At 74.7% G+C, this 13,619-nt stretch carries 14 protein-coding genes; 8 read left to right on the top strand and 6 right to left on the bottom strand.

The features are described 5' to 3' along the window. Nucleotides 1–35: 35 nt before the first annotated feature. Nucleotides 36–884 (bottom strand): LON peptidase substrate-binding domain-containing protein, encoded by an 849-nt coding sequence (locus AB3388_RS11590; protein WP_495410923.1) that lies wholly within the window; start codon nucleotides 882–884, stop codon nucleotides 36–38. Between the two features lie 100 nt (nucleotides 885–984). On the opposite strand from AB3388_RS11590, the gene hisD reads away from it, so the two are divergent. From hisD to AB3388_RS11615, 5 genes are all read left to right on the top strand, one after another. Then, nucleotides 985–2,289, top strand: coding sequence for a histidinol dehydrogenase (gene hisD / locus AB3388_RS11595; RefSeq protein ID WP_495410924.1), 1,305 nt, complete (start codon nucleotides 985–987; stop codon nucleotides 2,287–2,289). Continuing rightward, entirely contained in the window at nucleotides 2,286–3,407 is a 1,122-nt protein-coding gene (locus tag AB3388_RS11600; RefSeq protein ID WP_495410925.1) for a histidinol-phosphate transaminase, read from the top strand. Before hisD ends, AB3388_RS11600 begins: the two co-directional genes overlap by 4 nt. Further along, complete coding sequence (gene hisB / locus AB3388_RS11605; RefSeq protein ID WP_495410926.1) at nucleotides 3,404–4,000, top strand: imidazoleglycerol-phosphate dehydratase HisB; 597 nt, start codon at nucleotides 3,404–3,406, stop codon at nucleotides 3,998–4,000. Before AB3388_RS11600 ends, hisB begins: the two co-directional genes overlap by 4 nt. A 4-nt stretch (nucleotides 4,001–4,004) precedes the next feature. Next, complete coding sequence (locus AB3388_RS11610) at nucleotides 4,005–4,235, top strand: hypothetical protein (RefSeq protein ID WP_495410927.1); 231 nt, start codon at nucleotides 4,005–4,007, stop codon at nucleotides 4,233–4,235. 237 nt (nucleotides 4,236–4,472) lie between these two features. Beyond that, entirely contained in the window at nucleotides 4,473–5,927 is a 1,455-nt protein-coding gene (locus AB3388_RS11615; RefSeq protein WP_495410928.1) for a ferredoxin reductase family protein, read from the top strand. Between the two features lie 123 nt (nucleotides 5,928–6,050). Here the strand turns inward: AB3388_RS11615 and AB3388_RS11620 are convergent, their stop codons facing one another. The 3 genes from AB3388_RS11620 to AB3388_RS11630 all read right to left on the bottom strand — a co-directional run bounded on the left by AB3388_RS11620 (nucleotide 6,051) and on the right by AB3388_RS11630 (nucleotide 8,114). Further along, nucleotides 6,051–6,500, bottom strand: a complete 450-nt coding sequence (locus AB3388_RS11620; RefSeq protein WP_495410929.1) for a MaoC family dehydratase — start codon at nucleotides 6,498–6,500, stop codon at nucleotides 6,051–6,053. A 58-nt stretch (nucleotides 6,501–6,558) separates the two neighbouring features. Then, nucleotides 6,559–7,788 (bottom strand): HNH endonuclease signature motif containing protein, encoded by a 1,230-nt coding sequence (locus tag AB3388_RS11625; RefSeq protein ID WP_495410930.1) that lies wholly within the window; start codon nucleotides 7,786–7,788, stop codon nucleotides 6,559–6,561. A 146-nt stretch (nucleotides 7,789–7,934) separates the two neighbouring features. Beyond that, nucleotides 7,935–8,114, bottom strand: coding sequence for a PLDc N-terminal domain-containing protein (locus AB3388_RS11630; protein WP_495410931.1), 180 nt, complete (start codon nucleotides 8,112–8,114; stop codon nucleotides 7,935–7,937). Nucleotides 8,115–8,237: 123 nt separating this feature from the next. On the opposite strand from AB3388_RS11630, the gene AB3388_RS11635 reads away from it, so the two are divergent. The 3 genes from AB3388_RS11635 (at nucleotide 8,238) to AB3388_RS11645 (ending at nucleotide 12,138) form a co-directional block, all read left to right on the top strand. After that, on the top strand, nucleotides 8,238–9,113 hold the full coding sequence (locus AB3388_RS11635; RefSeq protein WP_495410932.1) for an endonuclease/exonuclease/phosphatase family protein: 876 nt from the start codon (nucleotides 8,238–8,240) through the stop codon (nucleotides 9,111–9,113). A 25-nt stretch (nucleotides 9,114–9,138) separates the two neighbouring features. Then, on the top strand, nucleotides 9,139–9,777 hold the full coding sequence (gene hisH / locus AB3388_RS11640; RefSeq protein WP_495410933.1) for an imidazole glycerol phosphate synthase subunit HisH: 639 nt from the start codon (nucleotides 9,139–9,141) through the stop codon (nucleotides 9,775–9,777). 69 nt (nucleotides 9,778–9,846) lie between these two features. Then, nucleotides 9,847–12,138: a M28 family peptidase gene (locus tag AB3388_RS11645; protein WP_495410934.1), complete on the top strand. Its 2,292-nt coding sequence runs from the start codon at nucleotides 9,847–9,849 to the stop codon at nucleotides 12,136–12,138. Here the strand turns inward: AB3388_RS11645 and AB3388_RS11650 are convergent, their stop codons facing one another. Both AB3388_RS11650 and AB3388_RS11655 read right to left on the bottom strand, forming a co-directional pair. Then, entirely contained in the window at nucleotides 12,139–13,185 is a 1,047-nt protein-coding gene (locus tag AB3388_RS11650) for a molybdopterin-dependent oxidoreductase (RefSeq protein ID WP_495410935.1), read from the bottom strand. A 7-nt stretch (nucleotides 13,186–13,192) separates the two neighbouring features. Continuing rightward, a complete protein-coding gene (locus AB3388_RS11655) occupies nucleotides 13,193–13,570 on the bottom strand; it encodes a DUF1707 SHOCT-like domain-containing protein (RefSeq protein WP_495410936.1) in 378 nt (125 codons plus the stop codon). Between the last annotated feature and the right edge of the window lie 49 nt (nucleotides 13,571–13,619).

Raw genomic sequence — 13,619 nt, forward strand, 5'->3', positions numbered from 1 at the left:
GCGGGGACCGGCCGGCCGGCCGGATCTCATCGGTCTCAGTTGACGGTCATCGGCGTGGCGAACTCCTGCAGCGGCACCGGCACCGCACCGAGCGTCTGCAGCAGGGTCAGCTCGCGGCGCAGCAGCCGGGACTCGGCGGCCAGCCGGCGCCGGGTCGCGGACACGGCCAGCAGCGCCTGCCGGTCCTCGGTCGTGAGCAGCGCCGCGGAGGCGACGAGCCAGGACAGCGCCCGCGGGTCGTCGGCCACCTCGCGCAGCAGCGCCGCGGTCTCGGCGCCGACCTGCAGCCGCTCGGGGCCGCCGGAGGGGTCGGCCAGGTCGGGGTCGACGTCCTCGTCGTCCCCGGGGGCCCAGCCGCCGCCGCGCAGCGCGGCCACCTCCGCGACGTAGCGGCTGAACAGGTCGCGGACCCCGCGGACGAGCACCGCCATGGAGGAGCGCGCCACGTCGGCGGCCACGTCCGCGCCGGCGGGCCCGACCAGGCCCTCGGTGTCGGCGGCCGCCTCCTGGGCGGCCTCCTCGTCGGCCAGCCACTCCACCTCGCCCTGCAGGTACGGCGGGTCGTCGCCGACGACGACGTCGAGCAGGCGGAAGCGCCCGCCGCCGACCGTGACGATGCGGAAGCCGCCGTCCGGCTGCGGCCGCACGGCCTGCAGCCGGGCCGCGCAGCCGACGTCGTAGAGCGCCTCGGCGGGGGCGACCTGCTCGACCTCCCAGCCCTGCCGGATCGCGACCACGCCGAAGAAGCGCCGGTCGCTGCCGGCCGGCAGGGCGATCAGGTCGTGCACCAGCCGGCGGTAGCGCGGCTCGAAGATGTTCAGGGGCAGCACGACGCTCGGGAACAGGGGTGAGCTGAGCGGGAACATCGGGATGAGCTCGCCCACGGGAACCGAGCCTACGGGCGGCGGCGCGCGGCCGGGGGAGGGGTCACCGCGTGGTCCTGGCTACCCTGGGTGCCGCCGTTCGCTACCCCGGAGGTGTCCCGTGCTCGGCCGCATCGACCTGCGTGGAAACGCGCTGCCGGGGATGCGTGAGCTCACCGGCCTGCTGCCCCGGGCGGCCACCGACATCGATTCGGTGCTCGCCACCGTGCGCCCGCTCTGCGAGGACGTGCGCCTGCGCGGCGCCCAGGCGGTCCGCGAGATCACCGCGCGCCTGGACGGCGTCGACCTCGAGGACTTCGCCGTCCCGCGGGCCGCGCTCGACGGCGCCCTCGCCGCCTGCGACCCGACGCTGCGGTCCGCGCTGGAGGAGGCGATCTCCCGGGTCCGGAAGGTGCACGCCGACCAGCGGCGCACCGACGTCGTCACCCAGGTGGTTCCCGGCGGCACGGTCACCGAGCGCTGGCTGCCGGTGCGCCGGGTCGGGCTGTACGTGCCCGGCGGGCTCGCCCCGCTGCTGTCCAGCGTGGTGATGAACGTCGTCCCGGCGCAGATCGCGGGCGTGGCGTCGATCGCCGTCGCCTCGCCGCCGCAGCGCGACCACGGCGGGCTGCCCGACCCCGGCGTCCTCGCCGCCTGCGCCCTGCTCGGGGTCACCGAGGTCTACGCCGTCGGCGGCGCGCAGGCGATCGCGATGTTCGGCTACGGCGCGGGCTCCTGCGAGCCGGTCGACCTGGTCACCGGCCCGGGGAACGTCTACACGACGGCGGCCAAGCGGCTGCTGCGCGGGCTGATCGGCATCGACTCCGAGGCCGGGCCCACCGAGGTGGCGATCCTCGCCGACGAGACCGCCGACCCGGTGCACGTCGCCGCCGACCTGATCAGCCAGGCCGAGCACGACCCGCTGGCCGGGGCGGTGCTGGTGACGACGAGCGAGGAGCTGGCCGACGCCGTCCTCGGGCTGGTGCCCGGGCAGGTGGCGGCGACCAAGCACTCGGACCGGATCACCACGGCCCTCGACGGCAGTCAGTCCGGGATCGTGCTGGTCGACGACCTCGAGGCCGGGCTGACGGTGGTGGACGCCTACGCGGCCGAGCACCTGGAGATCCAGACCCGCGATCCCCGCGAGGTGGCGATGCGGGTGCGCAACGCCGGCGCGATCTTCGTCGGCGCCTGGTCGCCGGTGTCCCTCGGCGACTACGCCGCGGGCTCCAACCACGTGCTGCCCACCGGCGGCTGCGCCCGGCACTCCAGCGGCCTGTCGGTGCAGTCGTTCCTGCGCGGCGTGCACGTCGTCGAGTACGACGAGGCGGCGCTGGCCGAGGTCGCGCCGCACATCGACGCCCTCGCCGGCGCGGAGGACCTGCCCGCGCACGCCGCCGCCGTCCGGGCGCGTACCCGCGCATGACCGATCTGGACTCGCTCCCGCTGCGGCCGGAGCTGCGCGGCCGCACGCCCTACGGCGCCCCGCAGCTGGCCGTCAAGCACCGGCTCAACACCAACGAGAACCCGTACCCGCTGCCGCCGGCGCTGCTCGCCGACCTGGGCACGGCGCTGGCCGAGGCCTCGCGGGACCTCAACCGCTACCCCGACCGGGACGCCGTCGGCCTGCGGGCCGACCTCGCCGCGTACCTGACCCGGACGTCGGGGGAGCCGGTCGAGCCCGCGCAGGTGTGGGCGGCCAACGGCTCCAACGAGGTGCTCCAGCAGCTACTGCAGGCCTTCGGCGGCAGCGGGCGGACGGCGCTGGGCTTCACGCCGTCCTACTCGATGCACCCGATCATCTCCGCGGGCACCGGCACCGGCTGGGTCGACGGGCACCGCCGGGCCGACTTCACGATCGACACCGCGCAGGCCGTCGCGCAGGTGCGCGAGGTGCGGCCGGACGTCGTCTTCGTGACCAGCCCGAACAACCCCACCGGCACCGCGGTGGCGCTGGAGACGATCACCGAGCTCTACGACGCGACCGAGGGCGTGCTGATCGTCGACGAGGCCTACGCGGAGTTCGCGCGGGCGGGGACGCCGTCGGCGCTGACCCTGCTGCCGGGCCGGCCGCGGCTGGTGGTGAGCCGGACCATGAGCAAGGCGTTCGGGATGGCCGGGCTGCGGCTGGGCTACCTCGCCGCCGACCCCGCCGTCGTCGACGCGATCCAGCTGGTGCGGCTGCCGTACCACCTGTCGTCGCTCACCCAGGCGGCCGCCCGGACGGCGCTGGCGCACACGCCCGCGCTGCTGGCCACGGTCGAGGCGGTCAAGGCCGAGCGCGACCGCATCGTCGCAGCGCTGCCCGGCATGGGGCTGACCAGCGTCCCGTCGGACGCGAACTTCGTGCTCTTCGGCCGCTTCGCCGACTCCCGCGCCGCCTGGCAGGCGCTGCTCGACCGCGACGTCCTGGTCCGCGACGTGGGGCTGCCCGGGTGGCTGCGGGTCACCGCCGGGACGCCGGAGGAGACCGACGCCTTCCTCACCGCCCTGAGTGAGGTCGCGCCGGACTTCCGCGCGCCTCTGGGAGGATGGCGCCCATGAGCCGCACTGCACGGATCGAACGGGCGACGAGCGAGACCAAGCTCGTCGTCGAGATCGACCTCGACGGCACCGGCGCCGGCGACATCAGCACGGGGGTCGGCTTCTACGACCACATGCTGACCTCGCTGGCCAGGCACAGCGGCATCGACCTCACCGTCCGCGCCGACGGCGACCTGCACATCGACGCCCACCACACGGTGGAGGACGTCGCGATCGCGCTCGGCCAGGCCTTCGCCGAGGCGCTGGGCGACAAGAAGGGCATCACCCGCTACGGCGACGCCACGATCCCCATGGACGAGGTGCTCGTGCAGGCGGCGGTGGACCTCTCCGGGCGGCCGTACTTCGTGCACGCCGAGCCGGAGAACATGACGCCGATGATCGGGCCGGACTACCCGACCTCGCTCACCAAGCACGTCCTGGAGTCCTTCGCCTTCAACGCGCGGATCAGCCTGCACGTCCGGGTCCTCTACGCCGGCCGGGACGCCCACCACATCGTGGAGGGGCAGTTCAAGGCGCTCGCCCGGGCCCTGCGCACGGCCCTCGCGATCGACCCGCGGGTGTCCGGCATCCCCTCGACCAAGGGCGCGCTGTAGTTCCGTGGACCTCGGTCCGGTCCTGCTGATCGCCGGCGGGTTCCTGCTCGGCGGCGCCTGGAGCATGTGGCGGATGAGCGCGGAGGACGACGACAGCCCTCCCGCCGGCCGCAGGGCCTCGGGCGCCGAGGCCGCCGAGGCCCGCGGTCGTTCGGCGCCCCAGGTGGTCCTCGCGGTGGTCCTGCTGATCGCCGCGCTGCTGGCCACCGCGGCGGGCGTTCTCCGCCTGCTGTGACGCCGCCCGGGACGGTAGGTGGGGCCCGTGTGACTGTGGGGAGTCCCACGCGCCAAAGCTGAGCTGCGCATTCATGCACAGTTGCCGAGGTGCGGGTTGACGGTCACGCAACGCGCAGGTTTGATTACAGATCGATAACGCCTGTGGTCGCCGCGCACAGCCGCGCTGGGCCCGCACCCCCGCGCTCGGAAGGCTTTCCATGCTGCCCGCCTGCCACCTCCCGTCGGGAGGGCCGGCATGACGTCGGTCGTCAGCCCCTCGCAGAACCGCGTCATCTTCCACGACCCGCACCCGAGCGGGCACCGGTTGATCCAGCTCCCGAACGGCCATCGGGAGGTCCAGCCGGGCGTCACCCGGGCTCGCCGCGCCGCTCCGGGGCGGAGCGCCCACCGGCTGGGGTGGCTCGGGCTGCACGTGCTCGTCGCAGTCGCCCCGCTCGCCCTGTGCCTCCCGCAGCTGAAGCCGGGGCGGGGCTTCCTCGTCGACCTGTCCGTCGCGCTGGGCTTCGTCGCGCTGTCGGTCCTGGGTCTGCAGTTCGCGCTCGCCGCCCGCTTCTCGCGCAGTTCGGCGCCCTTCGGCATCGACGTCGTCCTCGCCTACCACCGGCAGATCTCCCTGCTCGCGACCACCGCGGCCTTCGGTCACCCCGTGCTGCTGTTCCTGGCCGACGAGAAGTACCGGGCGCTGCTGGACCTCGCGGACCTGCCGTTGCGGGCGACGTTCGCGTGGCTGTCCGTCGCGGCGCTGGCGCTGCTGATGGTGACCTCGATCTGGCGCCGGGCGCTGCGGCTGAGCTACCGGGTGTGGCACGTCCTGCACTCGGCGCTGGGCGTCCTCATCGTCCTAGCCGCCCTGGGGCACGCCTTCCTCGTCGACTACTACTTCGGCCAGCCGCTGGTCCGCGGCGTCTGGCTGGTCTACACCGCCGCCTTCCTCTGGCTCGCGGTGTGGGTGCGCCTGGTCAAGCCGCTGCGGCTGAGCCTGCGGCCGTGGCGGGTGGCCGAGTTGTGGCCGGAGCCGGGCGGCAGCCTGACCGTCGGGCTGGAGCCCGCGTTCCGCCACGCGGGACCGGGCTTCTCCTTCCGGGCCGGCCAGTTCGCCTGGATCCTGCCCAGCCGCAACCCGTTCACGCCGACGTACCACCCCTTCTCCATCTCCTCGAGCGCCCTCTCGTCACAGCTGGAGTTCACGATCAAGCAGGTGGGCTCCTTCACCGGATCGCTGCGGTCCCTGCGGGTCGGCGACCGCGTCTACGTGGACGGTCCGCACGGGTCCTTCACGCTGGAGGACCACCCCGGGATGGGCTACGTCTTCGTGGGCGCGGGGGTCGGGGTGACGCCGTTCCTGTCGATGCTCGCGACGCTGGCCGACCAGGGGGACAGCCGGCCCATCTGGCTGTTCCTCGGCAACCGGCACGAGGACCAGGTGACCGGGGTGCGTCAACTGGCCCGCCTGCAGGGCCGGCTGAACCTGCGCGTCGTGCACGTGATCAGCCGCCCGTCCGATCAGTGGCAGGGCGAGCGGGGGCGCGTCGACGCCGCGCTGCTCGACCGGCACCTGCCCGCCGCCCGCCGATCCCTCCAGTACTTCATCTGCGCCAGGGAGGACGTGGTCTGCTCCGTGGAGTCCGCGTTGGGGACCCTCGAGATCCCGGCCGACCGTGTCCACAGCGAGAAATTCGGGATGGTGTGACGTGCGCACATCGGTGACGTCGGCGACCGTGGGGGTCAGCGTGCTGCTGCTGGCCTTCTGCCTGCTCTGGTCGGTGGTCCAGGGCTGATCCGGCCGCGCCGGACGGGGCCGGCCTCATCGGGGTCAGTCGGGCCGGGTGCGGATCAGGTTCATCGCAATCATGCGCAGCACCACGTCGTCTGCCTGGTTGACCAGCTCGATGCGGGTGCGCACGATGCCCCGATCCGGCTTGCTGACCGAGCGTCGTGCCTCCTCCACGGTGGTGCGCAGCGTCAGCTCGTCGCCGGGCCGGACCGGCAGGATCCAGCGCAGTTCGTCGACGCCCGGCGATCCCAGCGAGGACGCCGGGGAGAGGTACTCCTGGGCGAACAGCCGCATCATGAGCGCGCACGTGTGCCAGCCGCTCGCGATCAGGCCTCCGAAGGGTCCGGTCGTCGCCGCGTCGGGGTCGACGTGGAACGGCTGCGGATCGAACTCCCGGGCGAAGTCGACCACCTGCGTCTCGTCGACCCGGAGGGGGCCGTACTCGGCGGTCCCGCCCGGGACGTAGTCCTCGAACCAGCGCTCCACCACCGGCTCAACGTAGAACCGCCGTGCACCGGCTGATCCCGCCGGGGGTGCGGGCGCTCGCTCAGCCGGCGCGGGCGAGCTCCGGGTCGTCGGCGGGTGGCCGGAGCACCAAGATCTCGGTGCCGTCGCGGCGGTAGGTGTGCCAGCGTCCGTTGGTGTCTCGTTCGACGCGGAAGCCGTGGTGGGCCTGGGTGTGGTGCCGCTCGCACAGCAGCGCGGAGTTCTCCGCGGAGGTCTCGCCGCCGAAGAGCCGATGCACGACGTGATGAACCTCGCACCAGTAGGTCGGGGCATCGCAGCCGGCGAACACGCAGTGCTCGTCCCGGAGTTCGACGGCCTTGCGCAGGCCGGGGGTGACCAGCCGCTGGGCGCGGCCGTAGTCGAGCAGTTCGCCGTCGGCGGAGAGCAGGTAGCGGCGCAGCTCGGCGTCGCAGGCCACCTGGCGGGCGCGGGCGGCGGAGAAGATCGCGCCGAACCCGGCCCGCGCGGCGCCCCTGCCGGTGGCCGGGTCGGCCAGGTCCTCGCTGCTCACCCGGACCGCGACCTGGGGCTTGACGCCGCGCAGCAGCGGCAGGGTGCCGCAGCCGAGATGGATGTCGGCCAGCTGGACGAGGGCGTCGGCCTGCTGCTGGGGCCGGGTGCGCGCATCGCCGGCCGGCCGGTGGGCCTGCAGCAGCGACTCGATCGCGGCCTGCAGCTTCTCCATGCCCAGCGGGTCGAGGTGGAAGCGGCCGGTGCCCGAGCCGTCGGCGTGCTTGGCGAAGGACAGGAACCGTTCCTCGGTGGGATCGGGCTCGGGGCCGTCGGCGTCGAGCCGCTCGAGCACGGTGTGCACGAGGCGGACCAGCTCGTCGTGCCGATGTCCGGCGGCGAAGCGGGCCAGCACCGCGGCGACCTCGGTCAGGTCGATGCCCTGGGCGGCGGCCAGCGCGACCGGCCGCGGACCGGTGATCTTGCCGATGGCATCGACCTGATCGGCGGTGAGCTGCCCCGCGGCGTGCGCGGCGGCGACGGCGGGCAGCTGCTCCAGCGTCCGGCCGTGGCGGACCACGCGCGACGCCGCCTTGCCGGAGAGGCGACAGTGCCCGCGCAGCCAGGACTGTGCCGTGGCCATCCCATCGGTGGTGAACGCCTGCTTGTTCTCGGCGGTGCGCACGGTGCGGGCGAGCTCGGCGGCGATCCGGTTCTGCTGTGCCACCAGGTCGGCGGTGCGGTCGAGCAGCTGTGATCCGGTCAGGGCGTGGAGGTCCTCGTCGGCGAGGGCGTCAAGCACCGACGTGAGCTCGTCCACGAACACCTCCCCGACACTCGATCAGATGTTCGAAGCATACCGCTCCGAGGAGTGTTCCGCGACCTGAATCCCCAGGTCAGCAGCCTGTCCACAGATCGCCCGACGCACTGCACGAGGTGATGGGTGACGGCCCGATGCGAACGACTTCATCTGGCGGAGCGGATCTCCCGCCGGACGTTGAACAGGTACCCGGCGGCGCCGAACACCCAGGTGAGCGCGATGATCAGCAGCCACTCGACCTTGCTGGACGCGGCCTTGTGGAACTCGTCGCGGGGAGTTCGGGCAGCGTCGACCAGGGCCCACGCCCACAGCAGGTTGCCGGCCATGATCACGATGATCGCTGAGCACGCGGATCCCTTCGACGGGGTGAGGGACGCGGTGGACACGGGCCGTCCCCCGTCACCTCTTGTATCGGCATGAGGCCCGCACGCGCCACTAGCGTGACGACGATGACCGAGGGGAGGCCGGCCGGCTCCATCCGGGCCGCGACGGTGAACCTGTTCGCCCGGCACGGCGACTGGGAGCGGCGCCGGCCCGCGTTGCAGCGGCGCCTGCGGGAGCTCGACGCCGACGTCCTCGCGCTGCAGGAGGCGATCGTCGACGGCGGCTACGACCAGGCCGCCGAGCTGCTGGGGGAGGGGTACCACCTCGTCCACCAGCAGCAGGGCCTGGTCGGCGACGGCACCCACCGCGGCTCGTCGGTCGCCAGCCGGTGGCCGGTCCGCGCGGTCCACGAGGTGGACCTGCACCTGACCGACCGCACGCACGACTACAGCTGCGGAACGGTGCTCGCCGAGGTCGACAGCCCCGTCGGCCGGCTCATCGTGGGCAGCCACGGCAACTCGTGGGCCCGGTGGGCCGAGCGGGAGCGGGAACTGCAGGCCGTGGCGGTCGTGAGAGCCGTCGAGGAGCTGATCGCGAAGGAGCCGGCGCACGTCGTCCTCGGTGGCGACTTCAACGCCGAGCCGCAGGCGAGCAGCATGCGCTTCCTCACGGGCCGGACGTCGCTGGACGGCGTGAGCACCGCCTACCGCGACGCCTGGGAGGCCGTCCACGGCGACGCCGAAGGGCACACGCTCGTCCCGAGCAACCCGCTCCGCGAGATCGACGAGCCCGGCGAGACGCAGGGACGGCGGGTGGACTACGTGCTCGTCCGCTGCGGCGACCACGGCCCGACGCTGCGCATCGTCGCCGCCGGGCCGGCCGTGCACGAGCCGGTCGACGGCGTGCAGCCCAGCGACCACTACGGCGTCCACGCCGACCTCGCGCCCCGCGGACGTGCGATGCCCGACACCTCCGCCGCCGGGAATCGCCGCGGCCGGTGATCCGCTGGCACGTACCGTGGGCAGCGTGAAGAAGGTGGTCGTCCTCGACTACGGGTCGGGCAATCTGCGCAGCGCCGAGCGGGCGCTGGCCCGCGTCGGCGCCGACGTGACGGTGACCGCCGACGCGCAGGCCGCCCTCGACGCCGACGGCCTGGTCGTGCCCGGCGTCGGCGCCTTCGCCGCGTGCATGGCGGGGCTGCGCGCCGTCGACGGCCCGCGCCTGATCGACCGGCGCCTGGCCGGCGGCCGCCCGGTGCTGGGCATCTGCGTCGGCATGCAGATCCTCTTCGAGCGCGGGGTCGAGCACGGCCACGACGCCGAGGGCTGCGGGGAATGGCCGGGTGTGGTCGAGCAGCTCAAGGCGCCCGTCCTGCCGCACATGGGCTGGAACACGGTGCAGGCACCGGAGGGCACGGTGCTCTTCGACGGGCTCGCCGACCAGCGCTTCTACTTCGTGCACTCCTACGGCGTCCGCGAGTTCCCGCTCGGCACCGAGGGGCCGCCGTCGCCGATCGCCCGCCCGCTGGTCACCTGGGCCGAGCACGGCGACCGGTTCGTGGCCGGCGTCGAGAACGGCGCCCTCTCCGCGACCCAGTTCCACCCCGAGAAGAGCGGGGACGCCGGCGCCCAGCTGCTCACGAACTGGCTGGACACGCTGGCCTGACGACGGTCCGCTCAGCCTTCGCCACCTAGGGTGACGCCGTCCTGAAACCGGCGTACCTGGAGGCACGCGTTGCGGTCCACCACCCGCCTCGGCGGCCTCGTCGTCGTGGCGCTGCTGCTCGGGCTGATCGCGTGGACGGTCGTCGCGCTGCAGCCGCCGTCGCCCGAGCCCCGGGACGCCCCGGCCGACCGGTTCAGCGCCGAGCGCGCGTTCGACCACGTCCAGCGGCTCGGCACGCAGAACCACGTCGCGGGCAGCGCCGCGGACGCCGACGTCGTCCGGTACCTGGCCGACACGCTGACGGGCCTCGGGCTCGAGACCCGTGTGCAGAACGCCGTCGGCTCCTGGTACTCGGACACCCACGGCGCGCAGTTGGCGGACGTCCGCAACGTCGTCGCCGTCCTCCCGGGCAGCGACCCGACCGGCCGGCTGTTCCTCACCGCGCACCACGACTCCGCCGAGGCCGGCCCCGGGGCCAGTGACGACGGCGCCGGTGTCTCGGCGCTGCTGGAGTCGGTGCGCGCGCTGGCCGCCGGACCGCAGCTGCGCAACGACGTGGTCGTCGTCCTCACCGACTCCGAGGAGGCGTGCCTCTGCGGCGCCGAGGCGTTCGTCGCCTCCCATCCGCTCGCCCGGGGCGGGGTGGTGCTCAACTTCGAGGCCCGGGGCACCGGCGGCCCGCCGATCATGTTCGAGACGTCGCTGGGCAACGCCGACCTGGCGGCGGTCTACGCCGACGCCGTGCCGAACCCCGTGGCGACCAGCTTCGCCGTCGAGGTCTACCGGGCGCTGCCCAACGACACGGACTTCACCCCGTTCCTCGCCGACGGCGGCTACACCGGGCTGAACACCGCCTTCATCGACGGCGCCGCCGCCTACCACGGGCCGCAGGACACCCCCGACCGGCAGGACCCGGCGAGCCTGCAGGGGCTGGGCGACGTGGCCCTCGCGCTGACCCGCGACCTGGGTGACCGCGACCTGACCACGCTGGCCGAGCCGGCGGACGACGACGCGACCTACTTCCCGGTGCTCGGGCAGCTGGTGCGCTACCCGGCCGCGCTGGTCTGGCCGCTGGCGATCGCCGCGGTCGTCGCGGTCGGGCTGCTCGTGCTGGTCAACGCCCGCCGCGGGATCAGCTCCCTCGGCCGGACGGCGGCCGGGACGGCGCTGGCCCTCCTCCCGCTCGCCCTGGCGCCCCTGGCCGCCCAGGCGCTGTGGATGGCGCTGGTCCTCATCCGCCCCGGCTACGCCTCGATGCTGGACCCGTGGCGGCCGGGCTGGTACCGGGTCGCCACGGTCGCGCTCGTCCTCGCGGTCGTGCTGAGCTGGTACGCGCTGCTGCGCGAGCGGATCGGCGCGCCCGCCCTGATCACCGGCGCCCAGGTCTGGCTCGCGCTGATCGGCGGGGCGCTCGCGGCGCTCGCGCCCGGCGGCTCCTACCTGGCCGCGCTGCCCGCCCTTGCCGGCGCGCTGGCGGCGCTGGTCACCGCCCCGGCCGCCCGCCCGATCGCCGCGCTCATCGCCGGCGCGGTCGCCGTCGCCGTCCTCGTGCCCACCGTGACGCTGTTCCTGCCGGCGCTCGGACTGTCGTCGGCGGCGGTGCCGTCGGTCTTCACGACGCTGTGCGCCCTCGCCCTGCTGCCGGCGGCCGAGCTGCTGTTCGCCGACGACGGCCGCCGGCTGCGCGCCGTGGCCGTGCCGGGGATCGCGGTCCTGGTGGCCGCGGCCTGCACCGCGGCCGGGCTCGTCGTGGACCGGTTCGACGAGCGCCACCCCGTGCCCAGCCAGCTGGTCTACGTGCTCGACACCGACACCGAGCAGGCGTGGTGGGCCTCGGCCGAGTCCGACCCCGGCTCGTACACCGAGCACTACATGGACGTCCGCCGTCCGCTGGACGCCGAGTACCCGTACCTGCGGGAGCTGGACGACTACTGGACGGGGAAGGCCCAGGTCGCGGCGCTGCCCGCCCCCGCGGTCGAGACGCTGGCCGACCGGGTGTCCGGCGAGCGGCGCGAGGTCTCCCTGCGGATCCGGCCGCAGCGCGACGGCGTCCGCTTCGTCCTGCTGGACCTCGACACCGGCGGCGGCACGGTGGTCGGCGCCCGCGCCCAGGGCCGGGACGTGGCCGAGGAGGCGCTGGGGGAGTCGTCGCTGTGGCTGTCCTTCCACGCGCTGCCCCCCGACGGCATCGAGGTCGTGATCACCGTGGAATCGGCCGGCGCCCTCGGCCTGCGGGTGATGGACGGCAGCAACGGGCTCGACGGGCTGCCCGGGTACGCGCCCCGGCCGCCGGGCGTCGACGCGGCCGGCACGCACAGCTCCGACCTGGTGCTCGTCTCGGCCACGGTCCCGCTCGGCTGATCACTGCAAGGGGAACGGCGACTGCAGCCACCACGGCGCGTCGACCACCTCGACCCGCACCACCCACTTCACCCACCAGAAGCCGCGCCGGCCGGGGGCGACCAGCCGCACCGGCGCGCCGTGCCCGGCCGACAGCGGCCGCCCGGCCGCCGATGTCGCCAGCAGCAGGGCGCCGGCGTCGGACAGCGGCAGCCGCCGGCGGTAGCCCGTGGCCGAGACGACGTCGACGCTGCCGCCGTCCGGGAGGTCGCCGGCCACCTCGGCGAGCAGCCGGTCCAGCCGCACCCCGGCCCAGTCCTGGACGGCGTACCAGCCGCCGGTGCAGTCGAGGACGGCGCGCACCCGGTCGCCGCGGGCGAGGTCGGCCACCGGCACCGCCGTCCGCCGGCCGCCGCTGACGACGTCCACCACGTCGCCGCGATCGGAGGGCGCCGTGTCGGTGAACCACTGCGTCACCGGCATCGCGGCGGGATCGCCGCTGCCCTGCTCGGCCGAGCCGGTCGCGCGCCGGTCCGCCCCGGGGGCGCCGGTGAGCCGCAGCGTGCCCTCCGCGGCGCCCCACAGCGCCGCGGCGCCGACCGCGAGCCCGCCGGCCTGCAGCAGCGCCCGCCGGCCGAGGTCCGCCCGCCGGAACCGCTGCCGCCGTCCCCACGCGTGCAGGACCAGCACCGCCGGCGTGCACACCGCCGCCGCGACGTGCACCTGCAGCGTCAGCCCGCCGCCGGTCACGCCGACCGCGTGCAGCACCCCCGAGCCGACCGTGACGGTGACCAGCCCCGCCAGCGACAGCGCCGCGGCCGGCGCCCGGCGCTCGGGCGGCAGCCGCCACGCCCGCCGGACGACGACCGCCTTCCACGGCACGAGCAGCAGCAGTCCCAGCCCGGCCGCCCCGTGGACGGCGACCACGACCCGCGCCGCGGTCGTCGTCCCGACGCCGTAGGCGAGCACGCCCGTGGCCGCCGCGACGACCAGCAGCGTCAGCAGCCCGAGGTTGGTGCGCCGCCCGGCGCGGCGCAGCCCCAGGCCCCGGCGCAGCCCCAGGACCACGCGGGTCCTACCAGCGCCGGCTCCAGCGCTGGTGGCGCAGGAACAGGAACGCCAGGATCAGCGGCAGGATCGGCGCGACGCCGTAGGCCACCAGGGACACCGTCCACGCCGCGGCGAGCACCAGCAGGACGGCGGCCACCGCCGGCGGCGGGCCCGGCCGGCGGACCGGCCGCGCGGGGACCGGCGCCGGGGGCTCCGGCAGGTCGGCGGTCAGCGCCGGCAACTCGTCCAGGTACACCGCCGCGTGCGCGCGGACGACCCGCTCGTCGAACTCGTCCATCGTCAGCCGGCCCTCGCCGAGGTGCCGGCCGAGCTTCTCCACCACCTGCTGCCGGTCGGCGTCACCGGCACGCATCCGGGGCGCAGGCATCCGGGGCTCGGGCATCTGGCCGCCTCCTGTCGTTCTCCGCGCGCCCATGGTGCGCCGCTTTCCT

The sequence above is a fragment of the Geodermatophilus sp. SMS 5-13 genome (genome assembly GCF_059428245.1).